Raw genomic sequence first — 21,723 nt, 5'->3', positions numbered from 1 at the left:
ATCTTCAGTCTTGGAGATTGACGCAATGCCGAAAGTCGGAATGCAACCGGTGCGCCGAAAGGCGCTGGTGGATGCTGCAATGCGCGTGATCGGCGATCACGGCTCGCTGACCGTCACCATGTCCGAAATCGCCAAGCAGGCCGGCGTTTCCCCCGCCCTTGCGCATCATTATTTCGGCAGCAAGGAACAGCTGCTGATCGAAACCGTGCGCGTCCATCTACAGCGGCTGCGCGACAGCGTCGTGACGGCGCTTCGGGCCGCCACGACACCCCGCGAAAAGCTTTCCGCCGTCATCCGCGTCAGTTTCCAGGCCGACCAGTTTGCGCCGGAAACGATCGCGGCATGGCTCGCCTTCTATGCCGAGGCGCAGCGTTCGGAAGAGACGCGGCGCTTTCTCGTCATCTACGCGAGACGGCTGCATTCGAACCTCGTCGCCAACCTCAAGGCCCTGTGCCCAGCCAGCGACGCAGGGCGCATCGCCGAGGGTGCAGCTGCAATGATCGACGGGCTCTATATTCGTCAGAGCCTCAAATCGGCGCCGATCAGCACCGAAGCGTCGATCGCGCTGACCGAAGGCTATCTGACGACCCATCTCAACGCGTTGAAAGGCTGAAGACCATGCTGACCGTCTGGGGCCGCAAATCGTCATCGAATGTACAGGCGCTGATGTGGTGTATCGGCGAGCTCGGTCTTGCCTATGAGCGCGTCGATGCGGGCTTTACCTATGGTATCAACGACACGCCTGAATTCTTGGCGATGAACCCGAACGGCACCGTACCGGTGCTGCGCGACGGTGATGACGAGCCGCTCTGGGAAACGGGCGCCATCCTGCGTTACCTCGCCACACAATTTGGCGATGATGCCTTCTGGCCGAAGGATGCGCGCCATCGCGCTCAGATCGACAAATGGGCTGAGTGGGCCAAGATCAACATTGCCCAGGGTTTCACCGGCCCGATCTTCTGGCGCGTGGTGCGCACGGCCCCTGCTCTCAAGGACGAGAAGGCGATCGTTGCGGCTGTTGCAGCACTCGGTGCGAAGCTTGACATCGCCGAGTCGCAGTTCGGACGGCATCGCTTCCTTACGGGCGATAATCTGACGTTGGCCGACATCCAGTTCGGGCACGTTCTCTATCGCTATTTCGACATCGATATCCAGCGCCCTGCCCATCCACGGCTTGAGCGATACTATGAAAACCTCACCGAACGACCTGCTTTTCAAGAGCATGTCATGGTGTCCTATGAAGAACTGAGGGTTCTATAATGCGCGCACAACCGAAAGCCTCGCATTTCATCGACGGGGAATATGTCGAGGACACCGACGGCACTCTTATCGAAAGCATCTATCCGGCGACCGGCGAGGTGATCGCCCGCCTGCACGCGGCAACGCCTGCCATCGTCGAAAAGGCGATCGCGGCCGCAAAGCGGGCGCAGCCCGAATGGGCAGCCATGAGCCCGACGGCGCGCGGTCGCATCCTGAAGCGAGCAGCCGAGATCATGCGCGAGCGTAATCGCGAGCTTTCCGAACTGGAGACGCTGGATACCGGCAAGCCGATCCAGGAAACCATTGTCGCCGACCCGACTTCGGGCGCAGACAGCTTCGAATTCTTCGGCGGCATCGCGGCGGCCGGTCTCAACGGCTCCTATATCCCGCTCGGCGGCGATTTCGCCTATACCAAGCGCGTGCCGCTCGGCGTCTGCGCCGGCATCGGCGCATGGAACTACCCGCAGCAGATCGCCTGCTGGAAGGGTGCGCCGGCCCTCGTCGCCGGCAACGCCATGGTGTTCAAGCCATCGGAAAACACGCCGCTCGGCGCTCTCAAGATCGCTGAAATCCTCATCGAGGCCGGTCTGCCGAAGGGCCTCTACAATGTCATCCAGGGAGACCGCGAAACAGGGCCGCTGCTCATCAACCATCCCGACGTGGCGAAGGTATCGCTGACGGGCTCGGTGCCGACCGGCCGCAAGGTGGCGGCTTCGGCCGCCAGCAATCTCAAGCATGTCACCATGGAGCTCGGCGGCAAGTCGCCGCTGATCGTCTTCGACGATGCCGATATCGACAGCGCCATCGGCGGCGCGATGCTCGGCAACTTCTATTCGACGGGCCAGGTCTGCTCCAACGGCACCCGCGTTTTCGTCAACCGCAAGATCAAGTCCGAATTCCTGGAGCGCCTGAAGGCTCGCACCGAAGCCATGCTTATCGGCGATCCGATGGACGAGGCAACGCAGATCGGCCCGATGGTGTCCTGGGCGCAGCGCGAAAAGGTGCTTTCTTACATCGAAAAGGGCAAGACTGAGGGCGCAACACTGCTGACCGGCGGCGGCATCCCGAACAATGTCTCCGGTGAAGGCTATTACATCCAGCCGACCGTTTTTGCCGACGTCACCGACGACATGACGATCGCCCGCGAGGAGATTTTCGGACCGGTCATGTGCGTGCTCGACTTCGATGACGAGGCCGAGGTGATCGCCCGCGCCAATGCGACCGAATTCGGCCTCTCCGGCGGCGTCTTCACCGCCGATCTCACCCGCGCCCACCGCGTGGTCGATCAGCTGGAGGCCGGCACGCTCTGGATCAACACCTACAATCTTTGCCCAGTCGAAATTCCCTTCGGCGGCTCCAAGCAATCCGGCTTCGGCCGCGAGAATTCGCTGGCGGCGCTGGAGCATTATTCGGAATTGAAGACCGTCTATGTCGGCATGGGGCCGGTACAGGCGCCTTATTGATCCACCTCCCCCTTTGAGGAGTCGCCGCTTAGCGGCGGGTGGGGTGACCAGCCGCAGCGCGTGTAGCAGCAATCACCCCACCCCGGCCTGCGGCCGACCCTCCCCCTCAAGGGGAGGGTGCAGAACCGCCTCGATTTACGCCCCTTACCACTTGGAGCACATGGTCATGCAAGCAGATTTCGTCATCGTCGGCTCGGGCTCGGCTGGCTCCGCCATGGCTTATCGCCTGTCAGAGGATGGCAAACATTCGGTCATCGTCCTGGAATTCGGCGGCAGTGATTTCGGGCCGTTCATCCAGATGCCGGCAGCACTTGCCTGGCCGATGAGCATGGACCGCTACAATTGGGGCTATCTCTCCGAGCCTGAGCCGCAACTCAACAACCGCCGCATCACCGCCCCGCGCGGCAAGGTGATCGGCGGCTCGTCCTCGATTAACGGCATGGTCTATGTGCGCGGTCATGCGGAAGACTTCAATCGCTGGGAAGAGCTGGGCGCCCAAGGTTGGGCCTATGCCGATGTGCTGCCCTACTTCAAGCGGATGGAGCATTCGCATGGCGGCGAAGAGGGCTGGCGCGGCAAGGATGGCCCGCTGCATGTGCGCCGGGGCGATGCCCGCAACCCGCTCTTCCACGCCTTCATCGAAGCCGGCAAGCAGGCGGGTTTCGAGGCGACGGAGGATTATAATGGCAGCAAGCAGGAAGGCTTCGGCCTGATGGAGCAGACGACCTGGATGGGCCGGCGCTGGTCTGCGGCGACAGCCTATCTCAAACCTGCCCTGAAGCGGTCGAACGTCAATCTCATCCGCTGCTTTGCCCGCAAGATCGTCATAGAAAACGGCCGCGCGACCGGCGTCGAAGTCGAGCGCAATGGCAAGATCGAGATGATCCGCGCGAACCGCGAGGTCATCATCTCCGCCTCCTCGTTCAATTCGCCGAAGCTGCTGATGCTGTCCGGCATCGGGCCTGGGCAGCATCTGCAAGAGATGGGCATCGAGGTGAAAGTCGACCGGCCGGGCGTCGGCGCCAATTTGCAGGACCATATGGAATTCTATTTCCAGCAGACCAGCCTGAAGCCGGTGTCACTCTATTCCTGGCTACCCTGGTATATGCAGGGGATTGCCGGTGCGCAGTGGTTGTTCTTCAAGAAAGGCCTTGGCACCTCGAACCAGTTCGAAGCCTGCGCCTTCCTGCGCTCGGCACCCGGCGTCAAGCAGCCGGATATCCAGTACCACTTCCTGCCTGTCGCCATCAGCTATGACGGCAAGGCGGCGGCCAAGAGCCACGGCTTCCAGGTGCATGTCGGCTACAACCTGTCGAAATCGCGTGGGAACGTCACGCTGCGCTCCTCCGACCCGAAGGCCGATCCGGTGATCCGCTTCAACTATATGAGCCATCCGGAAGACTGGGAAAAATTCCGCCACTGCGTTCGCCTCACCCGCGAGATCTTCGGGCAGAAGGTCTTCGACGAGTACCGGGGCACGGAAATCCAGCCGGGGGCGAATATTCAGACCGACGATCAGATCGACGCCTTCCTCCGCGAGCACCTGGAAAGCGCCTATCATCCCTGCGGCACCTGCAAGATGGGCTCGAAGGATGATCCAATGGCGGTGGTCGATCCCGATACCCGCGTCATCGGCATTGACGGCCTGCGCGTCGCCGACAGCTCGATCTTCCCGCACGTCACCTACGGCAATCTGAACGGGCCTTCGATCATGACCGGTGAGAAGGCGGCCGACCACATTCTCGGCAAGCCGCGGCTGGCGCGTTCGAACCAGGAGCCCTGGGTCAATCCGCGGTGGGAGACGAGCGATCGGTAAGGTGGGCAGGTATCAGTGATAGTCTTCTTCGCGCTGATGCCTGATCGCCAATATCGTTATCGTCTCGCTGTCTTCGATCTCGAATAAAGCGACATAACCGGAAGAGCCGAAAGCGATGACGAGTTCGCGGAGAAATGCGTTGTCAGTCAACACCTTGCGGCAACTGAATGGAAAATTCTCCAGAAATTCCGTTGCCTTGACGATGGCGTGATAGGCTTTTTCCGCAAGCTCGATATCTCTCAAAAGCAGATAATCATACAGCCGTTCGAGATCTTCGAGCGCGCCTTGGGAGTAGCGTACGGCAAATGTCATTTGTGCTTGGAAGCTTTGGCGGCTTCAAGCTTGCCCTTCAGCATGCCAAGTACGTCGTCAGCGCTGTGATACATGCCGGTCTTTTTCGCATCCTCTCGCGCAGCAAGACCGCGAGCAATGAATTCAGACTTCGTTCGGCGGTGTTCAATCTGCGCACGCAGCGAACTTTCCACAAATGCGGACAAGGTCTCACCTTCTCGCAGCACGCTTTCAGCAGCGGCGCGTAAGGCGGGATCGACCCTCAAGGGAGGAATGGAAGCGGATTTCATTCACCGACTCCTTCGCATTGCAATTGCGATACATTCTATTCGATCGCTCGAAACGGTCAACACGTGGATTAAGCCTTGGCCGCAAAAGGAAATTCTGCAAGAAAGATCGACATCGCAATTCTCCCCACGAGGTGAGCGGCCCGGAAAAATGCCTCCAAAGGGCATGCGGGCCAGTATAACGGTCACACGTTCCATGCCCCCTATCTACCGCAAGTCCAAGCTGCTCCGCCGTTCCCGTGTCATCTGGGGCTCCTTCAATCTTTGGCGGCCACGTCTGGTGTTCTGGACGGGCGCTCTGGCGATCGGCGTTATCAGCGTCGGCTTCGCCAAGCTCGCCGATCTGGCGCAGCGGGCTTTTACCGGCGTGACGCAATCGGGAGAGTGGATGTGGCTTCTGCCGCTGCTTTTGACGCCACTCGGTTTCGTTCTGTCGGCGTATCTGGCTGCGACGCTGTTTCCCAATTCGCAGGGGAGCGGCATTCCGCAGGCGATCGCCGCGCGGCACCTGCATCATGAAGAGGATCGCACGAAGCTGCTGTCGCTGCGGCTCGCCTTCGGCAAGATCGTGCTGACCATATTAGGGCTCTTAAGCGGCGCCTCGATCGGTCGCGAGGGGCCGACGGTGCAGGTCGGCGCGTCCTTCATGCTGGCGGTTGCCCGCTTCGGCGGCATGGCACAGGCGAAAGGGCTTATCCTCGCCGGCTCCGCCGCCGGCATCGCCGCCGCTTTCAACACACCGCTTGCCGGTATCGTTTTCGCAATCGAGGAGATGAGCCGCACCTATGAATCCCGCGCCAACGGCCTGGTCCTGACCGCCGTCATTCTTTCCGGCCTTGCAGCACTCGGCCTTTCCGGCAGCTACAATTATTTCGGCACGGCCGACGCCGCGCCGACGATGTTTCGGGACTGGATCGTCATGCTGATCTGCGGCGTGGGCGGCGGCGCGCTCGGCGCCACTTTCAGCGGATTGGCGCTCTATGCCGGCATCCGCATCCGCCGCTGGGCGCAGCCTCAGCCGTTGAAACGCATGCTGATCCTTGCCGGCCTCTGCGGTCTCGTCGTGGCTGCCATCGGCGTGCTCTCCGGCGGCCAAACCTTCGGCACCGGTTACGAGCAAGCCCGCGGCGCAGTGGAAGGACATGCCCTGCCCCTGCTCTTCTTCGTCGAGAAGCTACTGGCAAGCTTCCTGTCGATGATATCAGGCATTCCCGGCGGTATCTTCGCGCCTTCGCTTGCCGTCGGCGCCGGCTTCGGCAGCACGGTCGGCACGCTGATCGGCGGCAGCATCGCACTTGCGGCTATCCTCGGCATGGCCGGCTATTTCGCGGGCGTGGTTCAGGCACCGATGACCGCCTTCGTCATCATCCTCGAAATGACCGGCGATCATCAGGCCGTCATCCCGATCATGGCTGTATCGATGATCGGCTATGTGACGTCGCGGCTGCTCTCGCGCGAGCCCTTGTATCATGGGCTGTCCCGCGTCTTCATCGCCGCAGCAATCCGCGCCCGGCGCGCCATGGACAAGGAAAGCGGCGAGGAACACGCCGCCCACTGATTGTCGAAGCGCTGCGAGGAAGACCCGTTAGCTCCCTTGGACCTGATCAGTTAGGCCATCAGCCTGGCAACTTCCGCATCCTCCGGCTGAGCGATAGCATCGGCGATGGTCGTCGAGAACAACACCTTTCGGGTCGCGTCCGCCACCCGAGCAAAGACGTGGCGGATTTCGCAGGTCTGCTCGCCGTCGCAATCGTCGCAGCGACGATAGGCTGTCAGTGACAGACAGGGCAGCGGCGCCAGCGGCCCGTCGATGACCCGCAGGATTTCGCCGAAAGTGATTTCGTTTGCCGGCTTGCGCAGGAGGTAGCCGCCCTGCTTGCCGCGGCGGCTGATGACGATACCCTGATGCTTCAGGTCGAGAAGGATCTGTTCCAGGAATTTCTTCGGGATCTTCTGCTGGGCGGCGATGTCGGAAATCATCATCGGCTCGCCCGCCTCGGATTGGGCCAAGGCAGACAGCGCCCGCAGCGCGTATTTTGCTTTCTGAGTAATCATTTCGAACCGCTTCACACACACATGCGATACGTCCGGTCGAGCGATTCGGCCGGTCCGCTACAGAACTCCTCAGCCCTCGTCCCCGAGGCAATTTCGAAGCACTCACACCCTTGGCGCACGGCCAGGAAACGTTAGCAACCCAGACTTGTTATCATTCTTCATCGCTATGCCCATGGTTTAGCACAAAATCCGCCGCAACGCATCATTTTGGGCATCACTTCCGATTTCCATTTGACAAGCTATGTGTAACTCTACTATTTCTATAGACATTAAAGCAAGCACTTAAACATGGCGAGCCATATCAAGTGCTTCCGAAGGGCCGCCATCGGTGGCAAATCGCCTTGGTTAGGAGCCGAGGCGGTCGCTTTTCCTTATCGGCGCTGCTTCATGGAGATATTTACTCTCCAGCCGCTCCGTTTCGAAATCTATTTTTCTGTCCGCTGCCGTTGCGAACTGCGATACTCCCGGCAACATTAGGACAGGATCCCCCATGACTGCCATTACCCTTATTGAAGATGCCGCGACGCTCAACAGCCAGCTTGCATCACTCGATCTTGCCGGCCGTCTATCTCTCGTGGCCGGCCTCGGTGGCCGTGCCGTGTTCACGACGTCGCTCGGGATCGAGGATCAGGTGATCACGGCGGAGATCGGCAATCACCGCCTGCCGATCGAGGTGGCGACCCTGCAGACCGGTCGCCTCTTCCCGGAAACGCTCGCTCTGATCGACGAGACGGAAAGCCAATATGATATCAAGATCGTCCGCTACGAGCCGGAACAGGCCGATATCGACGCCTATGCGGAAAAATACGGTCTGAACGGTTTCTATGAGAGCGTCGAAGCCAGGCATGCCTGTTGTGGCGTGCGCAAGCTGAAGCCGCTTGCAAGGGTACTTTCGGGCGCCAGCATCTGGATCACCGGCCTGCGCCGCGGCCAGTCCGCCAACCGCGCCGATACGCCCTTCGCCGAATTCGATCCTGAGCGCAACCTGATCAAGATCAATCCGCTTGCCGATTGGGATATCGATGTGATCCGCGCTTACGTCGCCAACAACAGCGTGCCGGTAAACCCGCTGCATGCACGAGGCTATCCCTCGATCGGCTGCGAGCCCTGCACCCGCGCCATCAAGCCCGGCGAGCCTGAACGCGCCGGCCGCTGGTGGTGGGAAAACGACGAAAAGCGCGAATGCGGCCTGCATGTCCACGAAGAAGGCGCTGCCGCAACACAATGAACCACCCGCCGGATCCCGGCATCGATCCCAAGCGCGTCCCCTACGCCGCCGATCAACTGGGAACCAACGCATCTATTCTTTCCGACCAAATTCCGGTCGGGACATTTGAAAGTTCTGGAGTCATCAATGCCCGATAGCCGTCCGGATACGGAAATCTCCAATCCGCAAAGCGTCAAGCCGCCGCTCGATCCGCATCTGAAAGCGCTGGAAAACGAGGCGATCCATATTTTCCGCGAGGTCGCCGCCGAATTCGAGCGTCCCGTGATGCTCTATTCGATCGGCAAGGACTCGTCAGTGCTGCTGCATCTGGCACGCAAGGCCTTCTATCCCGGCCGCGTCCCCTTCCCGCTGCTGCACGTGAACACCGGCTGGAAATTCGCCGAGATGATCACCTTCCGCGACGAGATCGTGAAGAAGTATGATCTCGACCTGATCGAGCACATCAATCCGCGTGGCAAGGCGGAGAACATCACCCCCTTCACCTATGGCTCGGCCCGCTACACCGATATCATGAAGACGGAAGCGCTGCGTCATGCGCTCGATGCCGGCCAGTTCGACGCCGCTTTCGGCGGCGCCCGCCGCGACGAGGAAGCCTCGCGCGCCAAGGAGCGCATCTATTCCTTCCGCACGCCGGACCATCGCTGGGATCCGCGCAACCAGCGCCCGGAACTGTGGAACGTCTACAACGGCCAGATCCGCAAGGGCGAAAGCGTTCGCGTCTTCCCGCTCTCCAATTGGACGGAAGTCGATATCTGGCGCTACATCCAGGCCGAGGAAATTCCGATCGTGCCGCTTTATTTCGCGGCGAAGCGCCCAATCGTCGAGCGTGACGGCATGATGATCATGGCGGCCGATCCGCGGCTCGAGCTGCTGCCGGGCGAGACCAAGCGCGAGGAACTCATCCGTTTCCGCACGCTCGGCTGCTTCCCGCTGACGGGAGCCATCCGCTCCACCGCCACGACCCTTGAAGAGATCATTGCAGAGCTGGAAATCGCCACGGTTTCCGAACGTCAGGGCCGCGCTATCGATCGCGACCAGTCCGGCTCCATGGAAAAGAAGAAGCGCGAAGGATATTTCTGAGATGACCGTAAACGCAAACGTCGTCACAATTCCTGCCGTCGGGCCTGCCGCCGAACCGGCCAAAGCCCTTCGCGACTCGCGCCCGCTTCGCCTGATTACCTGCGGCAGCGTCGATGACGGCAAATCGACGCTGATCGGCCGTCTCCTCTGGGATACCAAGGCGGTCAAGGAAGACCAGGCGGCCACCCTTCAGCGCGATTCCACCGGCAAGCAGAACGATCTCGGCCTCCCCGACTTTGCACTGCTGCTCGACGGTCTGCAGGCCGAGCGCGAACAGGGCATCACCATCGATGTCGCCTATCGCTATTTCTCGACCGACAAGCGCTCCTTCATCGTCGCGGATACGCCCGGCCACGAGCAATATACGCGCAACATGGCAACCGGCGCTTCAACGGCCGATCTCGCCGTGCTGCTGGTCGATGCGCGCATGGGCATCCTCGAGCAGACCCGCCGCCATGCGACGATCGCGTCGCTGCTCGGCATCAAGCAGTTCGTGCTCGCCGTCAACAAGATCGATCTGACGAACTACGACCGCGCCGGCTTCGAGAAGATTTCCAACGACTTCCGCGAATTCGCCCTGTCGCTCGGCGTCAAGCAGATCACCGCCATTCCGATGTCGGCGCTGAAGGGTGAAAATGTCGTCTATTCCGCCCAGGCTGCCATGCCTTGGTACACCGGCCCGACTCTGGTCGAGACGCTGGAACTGGCGACCGTTCGCTCGGCGCAGACGGTCGGCTTCCGCCTTTCGGTGCAGCGCGTCTCCCGGCCCGGCGAAAGCTTCCGCGGTTATCAGGGCACGGTCGCTGGCGGCTCGGTGAAGCCGGGCGACAGCGTCATGATCCTGCCGTCGGGCATGGTCGCCAATGTCTCGAAGATCGTTACCTTCGATCTCGTGCGCAACGCGGCGGTCGCCGGCGATGCCATCACGCTCGTTCTCGACCGCCAGGTCGACGTGTCGCGCGGCGATATGATCGTCGCCATCGACAGCCAGCCGCAGACAGGCCTCTCCTTCGACGCGCAGATCGTCGCGCTGCAGCCGGAAGGCATCGAGCCCGGCAAGCGCTACTGGCTGAAGAGCGGCAGCCGCCGCCAGCGCGTGCAGGTGCAGCCGATCGCCCAGCTTGAGCTGAAGACCGGCGCATGGGCTCCGGCGCAGGCGCTGTGGATGAACGCGATCGGCAAGGTTCGCCTGACCTTTGATGAGAGCGCCATCTTCGATCCCTATGAGCAGAACCGCTCGACCGGCTCCTTCATCCTGATCGACCCGGAAAGCAACAACACGGTTGCGGGCGGCATGATCACCGGCAAACGTTCCGATGTCGGCGGCATTCACAAGGATGGCCAGCGCGTTCTCCTGTCCCTGCCCGCCGATCTCGCCGAGCAGATCATGGCAAGCGAACTCTTCGCCAGCCGCCGCGATGAAACGGATGTGCGTCGGGTGACCGCAGCACAGGCCGCGGAAATCTGGGCGAATGCCGCAAGCGACATCTGATCGCTATTGCGTCTGAAAAGAAAGGCGGCGGGCTCGGCTCCGCCGCCTTTTTCATTTGCTGCTTAGTGGCACCATTGCGGCCACGGTAGAGGCCACTCGTTCTTTTTTGACAGTCTTGAAGCAATCCTTCGAGCTGCCAGTGTCACTGCAATATTTCGCCGAGAGCCGCCACCAGGCGGTCGCACTCCTCATCCGTTCCAATCGTGATGCGCAGGAAGTCGTCGATACGCTCGGCGGAAAACCGTCTTACCAGAATGTTCCTGCTCCGAAGCTCTGCCGCCAGTTCCACACCCGGCCTGCTCGGATGCCGCGCGAACAGAAAATTGGCGGATGAGGGCAGAACGTGAAAGCCCAGATCTCCGAGTTCGGCGGCCAGCCGTTCCCGGCTGGCGATGATCATGGCGCGATGGCGTTCGAACCAGTCCCGATCCTTCCAGGCCGCTACCGCACCTGCCTGAGCAAGTCGATCGAGAGGATAGGAGTTGAAGCTGTCCTTGACCCTTTCCAGTGCCTCGATCAGCGGCCGTTGCCCGACAGCGAAGCCGACACGCAGGCCGGCGAGCCCGCGCGACTTCGACAGGGTCTGAATTACCAAGAGGTTCGGATATGTCCGGACAAGTGGAACCGCACTCTCGCCGCCGAAATCGACATAGGCCTCGTCGATGACGACGACCTGATCGGGATGATCCCTAAGAAGAGTTTCAATATCAGTCAGAGGTAGGCCGATGCCTGTCGGCGCATTGGGATTGGGCAGAATGATTGCACCGCAGGGCTGGCGATAATCCTCGAGGCGGACCCGCATTTCGGCATCGACCGGAACTTGCCGGTACGCCACGCCGAAGAGGCGGCAATAGGTCGGATAGAAGCTGTAGCTGATGTCGGGGAAAAGCAAGGGCTCATCATGGTTCAGCAGCGCCTGGAACGTGTGGGCCAAAACCTCGTCCGATCCATTGCCGACGAAGACCTCGTCCTTGTCGAGCCCGAAACTCTCGGCGATTGTAACACGCAACTCCCGCGCCGTCGGATCCGGATAGAGCCGCAGTGTGTCGGATGTAGCCTTCGAGATCGCCTCCAGGGCAAGCGGTGAAGGACCGTAAGGGCTCTCATTGGTGTTGAGCTTGATTATTCCGCCCGTGGCCGGCTGCTCGCCGGCGACATAGGGGATCAAGGAATGAACAATAGGGCTCCAGAAGTGGCTCATCGTGATTTCCAAAGTTAGCGATTGCAGACCGATCGTGCGGCAAGTCTGCATATGAGCAAACACCGTCGCAAACTCCAGCTCCCGCGACAACTGCCTCCCGAGCAATTCTGAAATTATCTCGCTTGGCAGGCAAGCGGACCTCAAGCCGATACGATGATCTGTGTCTCAGGCAGCGGTCGTCGCCGGCAAAACATCACAGCTCTTTGCAAACAACCGCTCGCTCAGAAAATCGACAAAAACCCGAACCTTGGGCGACATATGGCGATTGGACGGCCAAAGCAGATGGAAGTGGCCGGGTTCGTCGATAAAATCATCGAGAACGGTTCTGAGCTTTCCTTCCGCAAGCGTACTGCGCACGAGGAAATCCGGCATGCAGCCGATGCCGAGGCCGGCAACGGTCGCGCCGCGCACCGCCTCCATATTGTTGCAGGAGAAGGCCGTTCGCATGCGCAGATCCGGCTCGCCTTCGGGCATCGTCAGCGGCCAATCCTGCAGCTTGCCGCTGTTGGGAAAGCGAAACCTGACAGCCAGATGCTCGTTGAGATCACGCGGGCAACCGGGAATACCGAAGCGTTCGAGATAGCTGGGCGCGGCGCAGAGCAACATCTGAAACGGACGCAAGGTGCGCGATATCAGCCGGGAATCCGGCAGGTCGCCGCTGCGGATCGCAACATCAACCCCCTCCTCGATCATATCGACGATACGGTCGTTGAAATCGATGTCGAGCTCAACCTCGGGATAACGGGCCACGAATTCCGGCACGACGGGCAAGAGGAAGTGATAGCTGACGATCGGCACACTGACGCGCAAACGCCCGCGTGGCACGGCAACCGCCTGCGCAAGCGAGGCCTGCGCATCCTCGAGATCGTCGAGCACCCGCCGGCAGCGTTCGTGAAAGAGACGCCCCTCCTCCGTCAGCCGGATGCTGCGTGTGGAACGCTGCAGCAGCCGGACGCCAAGCTGATGCTCCAGATTGCTAACCGCCTTGCCGACGGCGGATGCCGAAAGGCCGAGCACGCGTCCAGCAGCGGCAAAGCTGCCGAGATCCGCAGTGCGAACAAAGGCCGTCAGGCCGCTCAAACGATCCATGCGCGCATTCCATTCGAGAGTTTTATTCCGGTATATATGGAAAACTAGCGCAATTATCATCCGATTACAGCAAATATATCCTGCCTGAGTCATTTGAAGCGCGCGGGCACCGGCCTTTGGCCAGCACCACTCCCAGGATTGCCCGCCACTTCCCCTTTGCTCAAACCTCACGGTAATCCGATGACTTCTCCCCAGACAAAGGTCGCAAGTCCGACCGAGAAATTCTTCGTCCTTGTCGCCGTCTGCTGCGCTGCAGCGGCGATGCCGCTGACATTCACCGGCCCCGCTGTTGCCTTACCGGCCATCAGCCGCACGCTCGGCGGCAGCCCGATCGCACTCAATTGGGTCACCAACGCCTTTATGCTGACCTTCGGCAGCTGCCTGATGGCATCCGGCGCGCTGGCAGACAGCTTTGGCCGACGGCGTATCTTCCTGGCTGGCGTCGGCTGCTTCGCGCTCTTCTCAGCCGGCTTGGCGCTAGCCGGCAACATCGTCTGGTTCGACATATTGCGGGCACTGCAGGGCCTTGGCGCAGCCGCCGCTTTTTCCGGCGGCATGGCCTCGCTGGCGCAGGAGTTCGACGCCACGGCGCGGATGCGTGCTTTCAGCATCGTCGGCTCCAGCTTCGGCGTCGGTCTCGCCTTCGGGCCAATCGCGTCCGGCTTGATGATCGATGCCTTCGGCTGGCCGTCCATCTTCATTCTCGTGGTCGCCCTGGCGTTGTTCGCACTTGGCCTCGGCGCCTGCTTCCTGCGCGAATCCAAAGATCCCGACGCGGCGAGGCTGGATTGGCCGGGCGCACTGAGCTTCACGCTTGCCTTGACGCTCTTCACCTATGGCGTGCTGCGCGCGCCGGAAACCGGCTGGAGCGATCCGCTCGTCCTCGCCCTGCTGGCCGGCGCAGCATTGTTCTTCCTTGCTTTCGGCATCGTCGAGCGCGTCGTGAAACGGCCCATGCTGGATCTCAGCCTCTTTCGCTATCCGCGCTTCGTCGGCGTACAGCTTCTGGCGGCAGCGCCCGCCTATGCCTTCGTCGTTTTGCTGATCCTGCTGCCCGTGCGGTTCGTCGGCATCGAAGGCATGAGCGAGATCGCCGCCGGGCGGATGATGGTCGCGCTGTCGGCACCGCTGCTCATCCTGCCGATCGTTGCAGGACTTCTCACCCGCTGGTTCAGCCCCGCAACGATCTGCGGCACCGGCCTCATCATCTCGGCGGCAGGCCTTTTCTGGCTCAGCCATTTTGCAGCAGGCTCGGCTCCGTTTGTCCTCATCGGCCCGCTGCTGACGATCGGCGTCGGCATCAGCCTGCCCTGGGGCTTGATGGATGGGCTCGCCGTCAGCGTTGTTCCCAAGGAGCGAGCCGGCATGGCAACCGGCATCTTCAGCACTACCCGCGTCGCCGGCGAAGGGGTCGCGCTTGCAATCGTCAGCGCCGTTCTCTCTGCCTTCATCCAGTCGGAGCTCGGTGAGCACGCCGCTATGGCTGCACAGCAGCTCGTAACCGGCAATCTGGCCGCCGCAGCATCGAATGTGCCCGCGATCGGTCACGATGCTCTTATCCAGAGCTATGGCGACGCCTTCAGCACACTGCTCTGGCTACTGACCGGCATCACTGTACTGACGGCAGCCGTCGTCTTTTCCTTCCTCGGCCGATCGTCAGCAAGCGCCGTCACAGAAGATGCCGAACAACCGGGAGAGGAAGAGGATACGATGCGCGTATCGAACGCCTAAGCAATGTTGGCGGCTGACCGGAAAATTACTCGGTCAGTCCGCCCCAACCCGGCATAACAAGAAGGCCGATCGAAGGCCGAAAAACCTGCCACGCTGCAACAGAATGTTTCGAGGCCACATAAAATGTGCGCGTCGGATCCATGCGCGAACGCTCTACAAAGCAGTGTCAGGCTGGCGTTTATATCCACCGCTGCTATATCATATCCCCATGATATCAGACCGGTTTTTGAAGATTATTGCCTGGACCTATATAGCGGCGCTCGTCGGCGTGACGCTCGCACATCTCAATTGGCAGGCCGCATTCGGCAATCCGTTCGACATTTTTCGCGCCGCCGCACTCTGTGTCGCAGGCATGCTTGCGCGCCTCGCTTATCCGCAATCCCCCTCTTTCACCTGCCTTTTGATGATCGGTAGCGTACTGGCGCTTTCCGTTTCGCATCTCCTGGCGAACGGGAATTTTGGTTCGACGCTAGACATTATCGTTGGCATGACCAGCGGGCTTTGGGGCATCATGATCGGCTCAATGCTGAGCAAGATCCTTACCTCAGCTTCGAAGCGACCCGCCTGATACTACCGGCACGGGAAACGCAATATCAATCGCGAGCATATGCCTTCGTGGCGGTAATGCTCCGGCGGTCAAATTGACAATTGCGCTCGAATATCCGGACGCCGGCAATATTATCAAATAATGTTATCATAAAATAATATTCGAAGAGGACGCAGCCTTCTATCGTACCTCGAAGTGACTATTACGCAGCCAATATTATGCTGCTCTTATTATGTTTGTGCTTGAATGTTGCTTTCTTGCAACTGAAACTTAAATTTCACGAAAAAGTCATCCCGAGAAAAATATATCATATAACTTTGCAGGAAATCGCTTTTAATAGCGACCAGAAGCGGGTGGGGCCCGTTTCTCCCGAGTCGGGGTTTTAAACAGGGATAGGGTAAGGGCACGTCGATTTTCAGCGCGATAGCCTATGCCCAATCTATATTGGATTGGAGTTTTTATGAACATCAAGAGCCTTCTTCTCGGCTCCGCTGCTGCCCTGGCAGCAGTTTCTGGCGCTCACGCAGCCGACGCTATCGTTGCTGCCGAGCCGGAACCGCTCGAATACGTCCGCATCTGCGACGCATATGGCGCTGGCTACTTCTTCATCCCGGGCTCGGAAACCTGCCTCAAGATCGGCGGTTATGTCCGTACCGAAGGCAAGTGGTACGATGCCTACAACCCGGACAGCCATAACGGTACGCTGTGGCACACGCGTGCTCATCTGAGCCTCGACACGGCAACCGACACTGAATACGGTCCGCTGAAGACCAACACGGTCATCCGCTTCGACTGGCAGGATGGCGGCGCGACCACCACGAAGCTGCTGTTCGCAAACATCAGCCTCGGCGGTTTCCTCGTCGGTAAGGCTGACTCCCAGTACAACTCGTACATCGGTTACGCTGGCGGCGTCATCAACGACGACGTGGTCAATGACGGCCCGTACGAACTCAACCAGTTGACCTACAACTACGACGCCGGCAACGGCTTCACGGCTGTGGTCTCGGTTGAAGACAGCAATTCCGGTTCGGGCGCTAAGGGCGTCAACGGCGAAGACAGCACCAACCACTACATCCCTGACGTTGTTGCCGGTGCTGGTTACAAGGCTGGCAACTTCGGCTTCAAGATCGTCGGCGGTTACGACTCGATCGTCGAAGAAGGCGCCATCAAGGCTCGCGTCGATGCCGACTTCGGCGTCTTCAAGGCCTTCTTGATGGGCGGCTGGAACACCGATGGCGACAAGCTGAACAAGTACGCAAACGCCAACGGTGCCGGCCCTGCCAAGAATATCGGCTGGGGCGACTGGGCTGTTTGGGGCGGCGTCACCGTTCCGATCAACGAAAAGCTGCAGGCTAACGCTCAGGTTGCCTACACCGACTCGAAGATCTTCGCAGCGACGGCAAACGTCAAGTGGAACCCGGTCAAGAACCTCCAGATCACGCCGGAAGTTTCCTACACCAACTGGGACTCCATCAATCAGGACCAGTGGGCTGGCGTTCTTCGCTTCCAGCGCAGCTTCTAATAGCTCGTTTACGAGATCTGATCTGACTTGACCCCTGATCGGATGGGGATCGGCCTTACTTCCAGCGAAGTGGGGCCGGTCCTTCCGAGCCAGGGGTTCGTTATTTCTCTCGGGCAGGCTAGGGATTAGCTTACCGGGGGCTTCAGCGCGAAGGGAGCGGGAGCGGGCAGATGGGCATTTCGTTCCCGAATGAAGGCGTCTTGACGCTGCCCTCTCAATTCTCATTCTCCCTCATCGACATCAGGCATTTTTTATCGTAGAGACGACCCATGTCTTTGACCTTCGCATATGCCTCGCGATTTTATTCGTACCGCTGCTCTCAGCGGAGGCGGGCCTGTGCGTAGTTAGAAGAGACACGACAGCAAAAGACCCGAACCAGCCGCTAGTCTACCTGGCGGCTTTTTTGTCGCCACGGTATGACCCCAAAAGGAACCGATACCGTGTTGAATTCCACCGACGACTTGCGCATTGTCGAGATCACGGCGCTGACGCCGCCCTCTCGGATCATTGACGAAATCCCTCGCGACGAAGCCGTGACGGCGACCGTTACCGGCGCGCGCAACGCCGTTCACAACATTCTGCGTGATGAAGACGACCGGCTGATCGTCGTCATCGGCCCCTGCTCCATCCACGATCCGGCCGCAGCGCTCGATTACGCGGCGCGACTGAAAGAACAGCGGGATCGCTTCGCCGACGATCTCGAAATCATCATGCGCGTCTATTTCGAGAAACCGCGCACGACGGTGGGCTGGAAGGGCCTGATCAACGACCCGCATCTCGACGGCAGCTATCGCATCGAAGAAGGTCTGCGCATTGCCCGCAAGCTGCTGTTCGATGTCAACGAGATCGGCTTGCCGGCAGGCTGCGAATATCTCGATACGATCACGCCGCAATATATTTCCGATCTGGTGAGCTGGGGGGCGATCGGCGCGAGGACAACGGAGAGCCAGGTGCATCGTCAGCTGGCATCCGGCCTCTCCTGCCCCGTCGGTTTCAAGAATGGCACGAATGGCGATGTGCGCATCGCGCTCGACGCGATCGTCGCGGCATCACAGCCGCATCACTTCCCCGCCGTGACCAAGGAAGGTCTTGCTGCGATCGCCTCGACCCGCGGCAATGAGGACTGCCATATCATCTTGCGCGGCGGCAAAGAGCCCAATTATGATGCCGCAAGCGTGCAGGCAACGGCGGAACAATCCCTCAAGGTCGGGCTCGAGCCGCGCATCATCATCGATGCCAGCCATGCCAACAGCAGCAAGAATCCGGAAAACCAGCCGCTCGTCGTCACGTCAGTCGCCGAGCAGGTTGCAGCCGGCGACCGGCGGATCAAGGGCATGATGATGGAGAGCAATCTGGTGGCCGGCCGCCAGGATCTCGTGCCGGGCAAGCCGCTGGTCTATGGCCAGAGTATCACCGATGGCTGTATCGACTGGCCGACCTCGGTTCGTACGCTGGAAGACCTGGCAAAGGCCGTTCGAGCACGGCGCCAGGCACGCTAACGCCGTCTCTCATTCGGGAGACAGGTTCAGGTTAAACGCGCCGGTAGTGCGCGAGGCTCAGATAGTTTTTTCTAGGCCCGCGCACATGCCACACCTCCGCCCAAGCATCCGGCGAGCGAAAGAACAGATGGCCCCGATAGAGATCGGGACCGCAATGATGGGTGACGCGCTGAGAGGCACTGTCTCCGATGCGAATGAATTCCGAAAGATTGGGGAAGCGCACGACGAGATGGTCGTACGCGTCATCGAGCCGATAGGTGCGGCTACTTCTCAGTGTTGCGTGATCGCTTCGCGTCTCACCGTGCTCCTCGAACTGGACAGGCGTGACAAACGCCTGCCCTTCGAATGTGAGCACTGAGCAGTTGAAGCGATCGAGGATTCGCCGCTTCACCTCCCATGTGCCGAGATAGAGGTTCAGCCGGTCAGTACCGGCCGATCCTTTCATCATGAGGCCGCGCGCTGTGCTGCGTCGGCCTGCCGGCGTGGCAGTTTCCAGCCAGGCCGGACAAAATGGCAGGTATAGCCGTTCGGATAGCGCTCCAGATAATCCTGGTGCTCCGGCTCTGCCTGCCAAAAGTCGCCGACTGGTGCGACCTCGGTGACGACCTTGCCAGGCCACAGGCCGGAAGCGTCGACATCAGCGATAGTATCCAGCGCAACATGCTTCTGCTCTTCGCTGGTGTAGAAGATCGCCGAGCGGTAACTCAAGCCGACATCGTTGCCCTGGCGGTTGCGCGTGGAGGGATCATGGATCTGGAAGAAGAACTCCAGCAGATCGCGATAGCTGATCTTCTGCGGATCGAAAATGATCTCGATCGCCTCGGCATGGGTGCCATGGTTGCGATAGGTGGCGTTGCGGACATCGCCGCCGCTGTAGCCGACGCGCGTCGAGATGACGCCATTGTAACGGCGGATGAGATCCTGCATACCCCAGAAGCAACCGCCGGCGAGAACTGCACGTTCCGTTGTCATCTTACATCCTCCACTTGATCGATATAGGCACCATAGCCCTCTGCCTCCATGCGGTCACGCGGCACGAAGCGGAGCGAGGCGGAATTGATGCAATAGCGCAGGCCGCCGCGATCGATCGGCCCATCCGGGAAAACATGGCCCAGGTGGCTATCGCCATTGGCCGAGCGTACTTCGACGCGGATCATGCCATGCGACTTGTCGGTCAATTCGCTGACATTGGCGGGTTCGATCGGTTTGGTAAAGCTCGGCCAGCCGCAGCCGGAATCGAACTTGTCGGCCGAGGCAAAAAGCGGCTCGCCCGAGACGATGTCAACGTAAATGCCCGGCTGCTTGTTGTAGAGATATTCACCGGAGCCAGGACGTTCCGTGCCGCTCTGCTGCGTCACGCGATACTGCTCAGGGGTAAGCTTGGCGATGGCCTCTGCCGTCTTGCTGTATTTGCCCATTGTTGTTCTCCTTGCCCCTTAGCACGCCTTCCGAGCTTGGCCTGACGCCCTCAATGAGGACTGGAGAAGGCCGGAATAAGCTCGATCAGCGCTAAGGGAGTGGTTGCAGAGCCAATATAGGCATCGCATGATCTATTTGCCATATCGATCACGACGGCGTGACGCCTCACCCTTCCCGCGCTTTACCTATTCGCTTCGCTTGAGGCAGCATAAATCGCGGCAAGCGCCTCGATGCCGGCCTGATCGTCACCATCAAAGCGGCCGGGAAGCGGGCTGTCGAGATCGATGACGCCGAAGACCTTTCCATTGCGAAGGAGAGGCACGACCAGCTCCGAGCGCGAGGCCGCATCGCAGGCAATGTGACCGGGAAAGGCATGCACGTCCTCGACGAGGATCGACTGCGCCCTTTCGACCGCCGTACCGCAGACGCCGCGACCGACGGCAATGCGGACGCAGGCTGGCTTGCCCTGGAACGGCCCCAGCACAAGCTCGTCTTCCCGCTGAAGGAAATAGAAGCCCGCCCAATTGAGGTCCGGCAGCATCTGGTAGATCAATGCAGAAGTATTGGCCGCGTTAGCAATCCAATCGTGCTCACCGTCAAGCAAGGCCTTCAGCTGATCCGCAAGTTCTCGATAGAATTCGGATTTGCTGTCGTGCTGGACCGCTTTTTCTGCAAACATTGACTTGGTCTTTCAAAGTTCCGTCCTGGAGAGACTATCAGTCCTTATCGTCGGGAGGGCAAGGCCAGCTGGACGGCGCCTTCAGCCAAGACGGCAATATGGTCGTATTGTCCCCGCAAGCCAGATTGATCTGGGCCTGCTGCAGACCGCTTGCGTTCGACAGATCGAGACCCTCGATGCGCGTCAGATACATGAAGGCGCCGCTGAAGGAGGTCGATCCGTCCATCACCGCACCGTTCAAGGTCGCGCGCGAGAGATTGGCGAAGGAGAAATTCGCCCCCGTCAGTACGGCCTTGTCGAAATCGGCGCGGCCGAGCTCCGCTTTCTGAAAATCAGCGTTCTTCAGCTGTGCGCCGGCAAATTCGGCCCGCTGCAATTCGGCATTGGCAAAGGACGCGCCGTTAGCGGTAGCGTTGCTGAAATCGGAGCGGTATGCCTCGATCTTGGCGAAGTTGGCGCCATCGGCCTTGGCATTCTTCAGCCAGGCACGCACGAGGGTAGCCTTTTCGAGATTGGCCGAGGTCAGGTTGGTGTCGCTGAGATCAGTGCTGTCGAAATGCGCGCCGGCCAGATTGGCGCCTTTCAGGTCGCTGCTCTGCAGCATGATATTGGCCTTGCTGCAGCCACTCCAATCCAGTCCCGGCCCGGCGACATTGCCGCAATCGCCGGCGCGCAGGGCAGTACCGCCGGAACCCAGAAGAAATGCGGCGCTCAACGCCAGCACCCCAAAGAAGGTTGCGATTCCCGATCTCTTCCCGACAGCATCACCGCGCAAAGCATCGTTACGCCGGCGCCACCCCATGATCGTCTCCCCAACCAATCTGGCCACCCCGTCCACAAGATCCATTCCGTTACTCCGCTCCAACACCTGCCAGCCGAACTCTCGCCCTGAGTCGGATGCACGTCCCTCTTCCTTGTACATGGTGCTTCGGGCGACAAAAAGAGCCGGTTTTGCAAAAGCATATCTAAGACGTGGTTTGGATGTGAGCCGATGGAGTGGGGAAACGGCCGACGGGCACCAGAAGAATTGTAGCAAAACTCCATACGGCCCGCAGCGGGGAGCG

22 protein-coding genes are annotated in these 21,723 nt (G+C 60.2%); 12 read left to right on the top strand and 10 right to left on the bottom strand.

Features of this window, described 5'->3' with window-relative positions:
* Positions 1–25: 25 nt before the first annotated feature.
* From betI to betA, 4 genes are all read left to right on the top strand, one after another.
* Positions 26–613, top strand: a complete 588-nt coding sequence (gene betI / locus FHT85_RS10085; protein WP_112412398.1) for a transcriptional regulator BetI — start codon at positions 26–28, stop codon at positions 611–613.
* Positions 614–618: 5 nt separating this feature from the next.
* Positions 619–1,260: a glutathione S-transferase family protein gene (locus FHT85_RS10080; RefSeq protein WP_112412399.1), complete on the top strand. Its 642-nt coding sequence runs from the start codon at positions 619–621 to the stop codon at positions 1,258–1,260.
* Positions 1,260–2,723 carry a betaine-aldehyde dehydrogenase gene (gene betB, locus FHT85_RS10075; protein WP_112412400.1) on the top strand — a complete coding sequence of 488 codons (1,464 nt, stop codon included), beginning with the start codon at positions 1,260–1,262 and terminating at the stop codon, positions 2,721–2,723. The genes FHT85_RS10080 and betB overlap by 1 nt, the downstream gene beginning before the upstream one ends.
* A gap of 166 nt (positions 2,724–2,889) precedes the next feature.
* Positions 2,890–4,539: a choline dehydrogenase gene (betA, locus tag FHT85_RS10070; RefSeq protein WP_112398284.1), complete on the top strand. Its 1,650-nt coding sequence runs from the start codon at positions 2,890–2,892 to the stop codon at positions 4,537–4,539.
* 12 nt (positions 4,540–4,551) lie between these two features.
* Here betA and FHT85_RS10065 read toward each other — a convergent pair whose 3' ends face one another.
* Both FHT85_RS10065 and FHT85_RS10060 read right to left on the bottom strand, forming a co-directional pair.
* Positions 4,552–4,851 (bottom strand): type II toxin-antitoxin system RelE/ParE family toxin, encoded by a 300-nt coding sequence (locus FHT85_RS10065; RefSeq protein ID WP_112398259.1) that lies wholly within the window; start codon positions 4,849–4,851, stop codon positions 4,552–4,554.
* A complete protein-coding gene (locus tag FHT85_RS10060) occupies positions 4,848–5,120 on the bottom strand; it encodes a YlcI/YnfO family protein (RefSeq protein WP_112398260.1) in 273 nt (90 codons plus the stop codon). Before FHT85_RS10060 ends, FHT85_RS10065 begins: the two co-directional genes overlap by 4 nt.
* Positions 5,121–5,313: 193 nt before the next feature.
* Between FHT85_RS10060 and FHT85_RS10055 the strand changes: the two genes are divergently transcribed.
* The gene (locus FHT85_RS10055) at positions 5,314–6,675 is read left to right on the top strand and encodes a chloride channel protein (RefSeq protein ID WP_112412479.1); all 1,362 of its coding nucleotides are present in this window, start codon (positions 5,314–5,316) and stop codon (positions 6,673–6,675) included.
* A gap of 50 nt (positions 6,676–6,725) precedes the next feature.
* On the opposite strand, the gene FHT85_RS10050 is transcribed toward FHT85_RS10055, so the two are convergent.
* A complete protein-coding gene (locus FHT85_RS10050) occupies positions 6,726–7,172 on the bottom strand; it encodes an RrF2 family transcriptional regulator (protein WP_015339121.1) in 447 nt (148 codons plus the stop codon).
* Between the two features lie 490 nt (positions 7,173–7,662).
* Here FHT85_RS10050 and FHT85_RS10045 point away from each other — a divergent pair, with 490 nt between their 5' ends.
* From FHT85_RS10045 to cysN, 3 genes are all read left to right on the top strand, one after another.
* Positions 7,663–8,400, top strand: coding sequence for a phosphoadenylyl-sulfate reductase (locus FHT85_RS10045; RefSeq protein ID WP_183774073.1), 738 nt, complete (start codon positions 7,663–7,665; stop codon positions 8,398–8,400).
* Between the two features lie 126 nt (positions 8,401–8,526).
* Positions 8,527–9,480 (top strand): sulfate adenylyltransferase subunit CysD, encoded by a 954-nt coding sequence (cysD, locus tag FHT85_RS10040; protein ID WP_112412401.1) that lies wholly within the window; start codon positions 8,527–8,529, stop codon positions 9,478–9,480.
* 1 nt (position 9,481) lies between these two features.
* On the top strand, positions 9,482–10,972 hold the full coding sequence (cysN, locus tag FHT85_RS10035; protein WP_112412402.1) for a sulfate adenylyltransferase subunit CysN: 1,491 nt from the start codon (positions 9,482–9,484) through the stop codon (positions 10,970–10,972).
* A gap of 142 nt (positions 10,973–11,114) precedes the next feature.
* Here cysN and hisC read toward each other — a convergent pair whose 3' ends face one another.
* Positions 11,115–12,173 (bottom strand): histidinol-phosphate transaminase, encoded by a 1,059-nt coding sequence (gene hisC, locus FHT85_RS10030; protein WP_112412403.1) that lies wholly within the window; start codon positions 12,171–12,173, stop codon positions 11,115–11,117.
* A 165-nt stretch (positions 12,174–12,338) separates the two neighbouring features.
* Positions 12,339–13,262: a LysR family transcriptional regulator gene (locus FHT85_RS10025; RefSeq protein ID WP_112412404.1), complete on the bottom strand. Its 924-nt coding sequence runs from the start codon at positions 13,260–13,262 to the stop codon at positions 12,339–12,341.
* A 180-nt stretch (positions 13,263–13,442) separates the two neighbouring features.
* Between FHT85_RS10025 and FHT85_RS10020 the strand changes: the two genes are divergently transcribed.
* The 4 genes from FHT85_RS10020 (at position 13,443) to FHT85_RS10005 (ending at position 18,561) form a co-directional block, all read left to right on the top strand.
* A complete protein-coding gene (locus FHT85_RS10020) occupies positions 13,443–14,993 on the top strand; it encodes an MFS transporter (protein WP_112412405.1) in 1,551 nt (516 codons plus the stop codon).
* A 226-nt stretch (positions 14,994–15,219) separates the two neighbouring features.
* Positions 15,220–15,561, top strand: a complete 342-nt coding sequence (locus tag FHT85_RS10015; RefSeq protein WP_112412480.1) for a hypothetical protein — start codon at positions 15,220–15,222, stop codon at positions 15,559–15,561.
* Between the two features lie 439 nt (positions 15,562–16,000).
* Entirely contained in the window at positions 16,001–17,062 is a 1,062-nt protein-coding gene (locus FHT85_RS10010; RefSeq protein ID WP_112335540.1) for a porin, read from the top strand.
* 416 nt (positions 17,063–17,478) lie between these two features.
* Positions 17,479–18,561 carry a 3-deoxy-7-phosphoheptulonate synthase gene (locus FHT85_RS10005; RefSeq protein ID WP_183774070.1) on the top strand — a complete coding sequence of 361 codons (1,083 nt, stop codon included), beginning with the start codon at positions 17,479–17,481 and terminating at the stop codon, positions 18,559–18,561.
* Between the two features lie 31 nt (positions 18,562–18,592).
* Here FHT85_RS10005 and FHT85_RS10000 read toward each other — a convergent pair whose 3' ends face one another.
* The 5 genes from FHT85_RS10000 to FHT85_RS09980 all read right to left on the bottom strand — a co-directional run bounded on the left by FHT85_RS10000 (position 18,593) and on the right by FHT85_RS09980 (position 21,506).
* Positions 18,593–19,009: a DUF6314 family protein gene (locus FHT85_RS10000; protein WP_112412407.1), complete on the bottom strand. Its 417-nt coding sequence runs from the start codon at positions 19,007–19,009 to the stop codon at positions 18,593–18,595.
* Positions 19,006–19,533, bottom strand: a complete 528-nt coding sequence (gene msrA / locus FHT85_RS09995) for a peptide-methionine (S)-S-oxide reductase MsrA (protein WP_112412408.1) — start codon at positions 19,531–19,533, stop codon at positions 19,006–19,008. The genes FHT85_RS10000 and msrA overlap by 4 nt, the downstream gene beginning before the upstream one ends.
* Complete coding sequence (msrB, locus tag FHT85_RS09990) at positions 19,530–19,979, bottom strand: peptide-methionine (R)-S-oxide reductase MsrB (protein WP_112412409.1); 450 nt, start codon at positions 19,977–19,979, stop codon at positions 19,530–19,532. The genes msrA and msrB overlap by 4 nt, the downstream gene beginning before the upstream one ends.
* 182 nt (positions 19,980–20,161) lie before the next feature.
* Complete coding sequence (locus FHT85_RS09985) at positions 20,162–20,659, bottom strand: GAF domain-containing protein (RefSeq protein ID WP_112335535.1); 498 nt, start codon at positions 20,657–20,659, stop codon at positions 20,162–20,164.
* Between the two features lie 37 nt (positions 20,660–20,696).
* Complete coding sequence (locus FHT85_RS09980) at positions 20,697–21,506, bottom strand: pentapeptide repeat-containing protein (RefSeq protein ID WP_246779939.1); 810 nt, start codon at positions 21,504–21,506, stop codon at positions 20,697–20,699.
* Positions 21,507–21,723 lie beyond the last annotated feature (217 nt).

The sequence above is a fragment of the Rhizobium sp. BK312 genome, assembly GCF_014193605.1.
Classification (GTDB): Bacteria; Pseudomonadota; Alphaproteobacteria; order Rhizobiales; family Rhizobiaceae; genus Rhizobium.
Note: the sequence above shows the minus strand (reverse complement) of the source record. Positions and strands in the feature narration are given on the sequence as shown.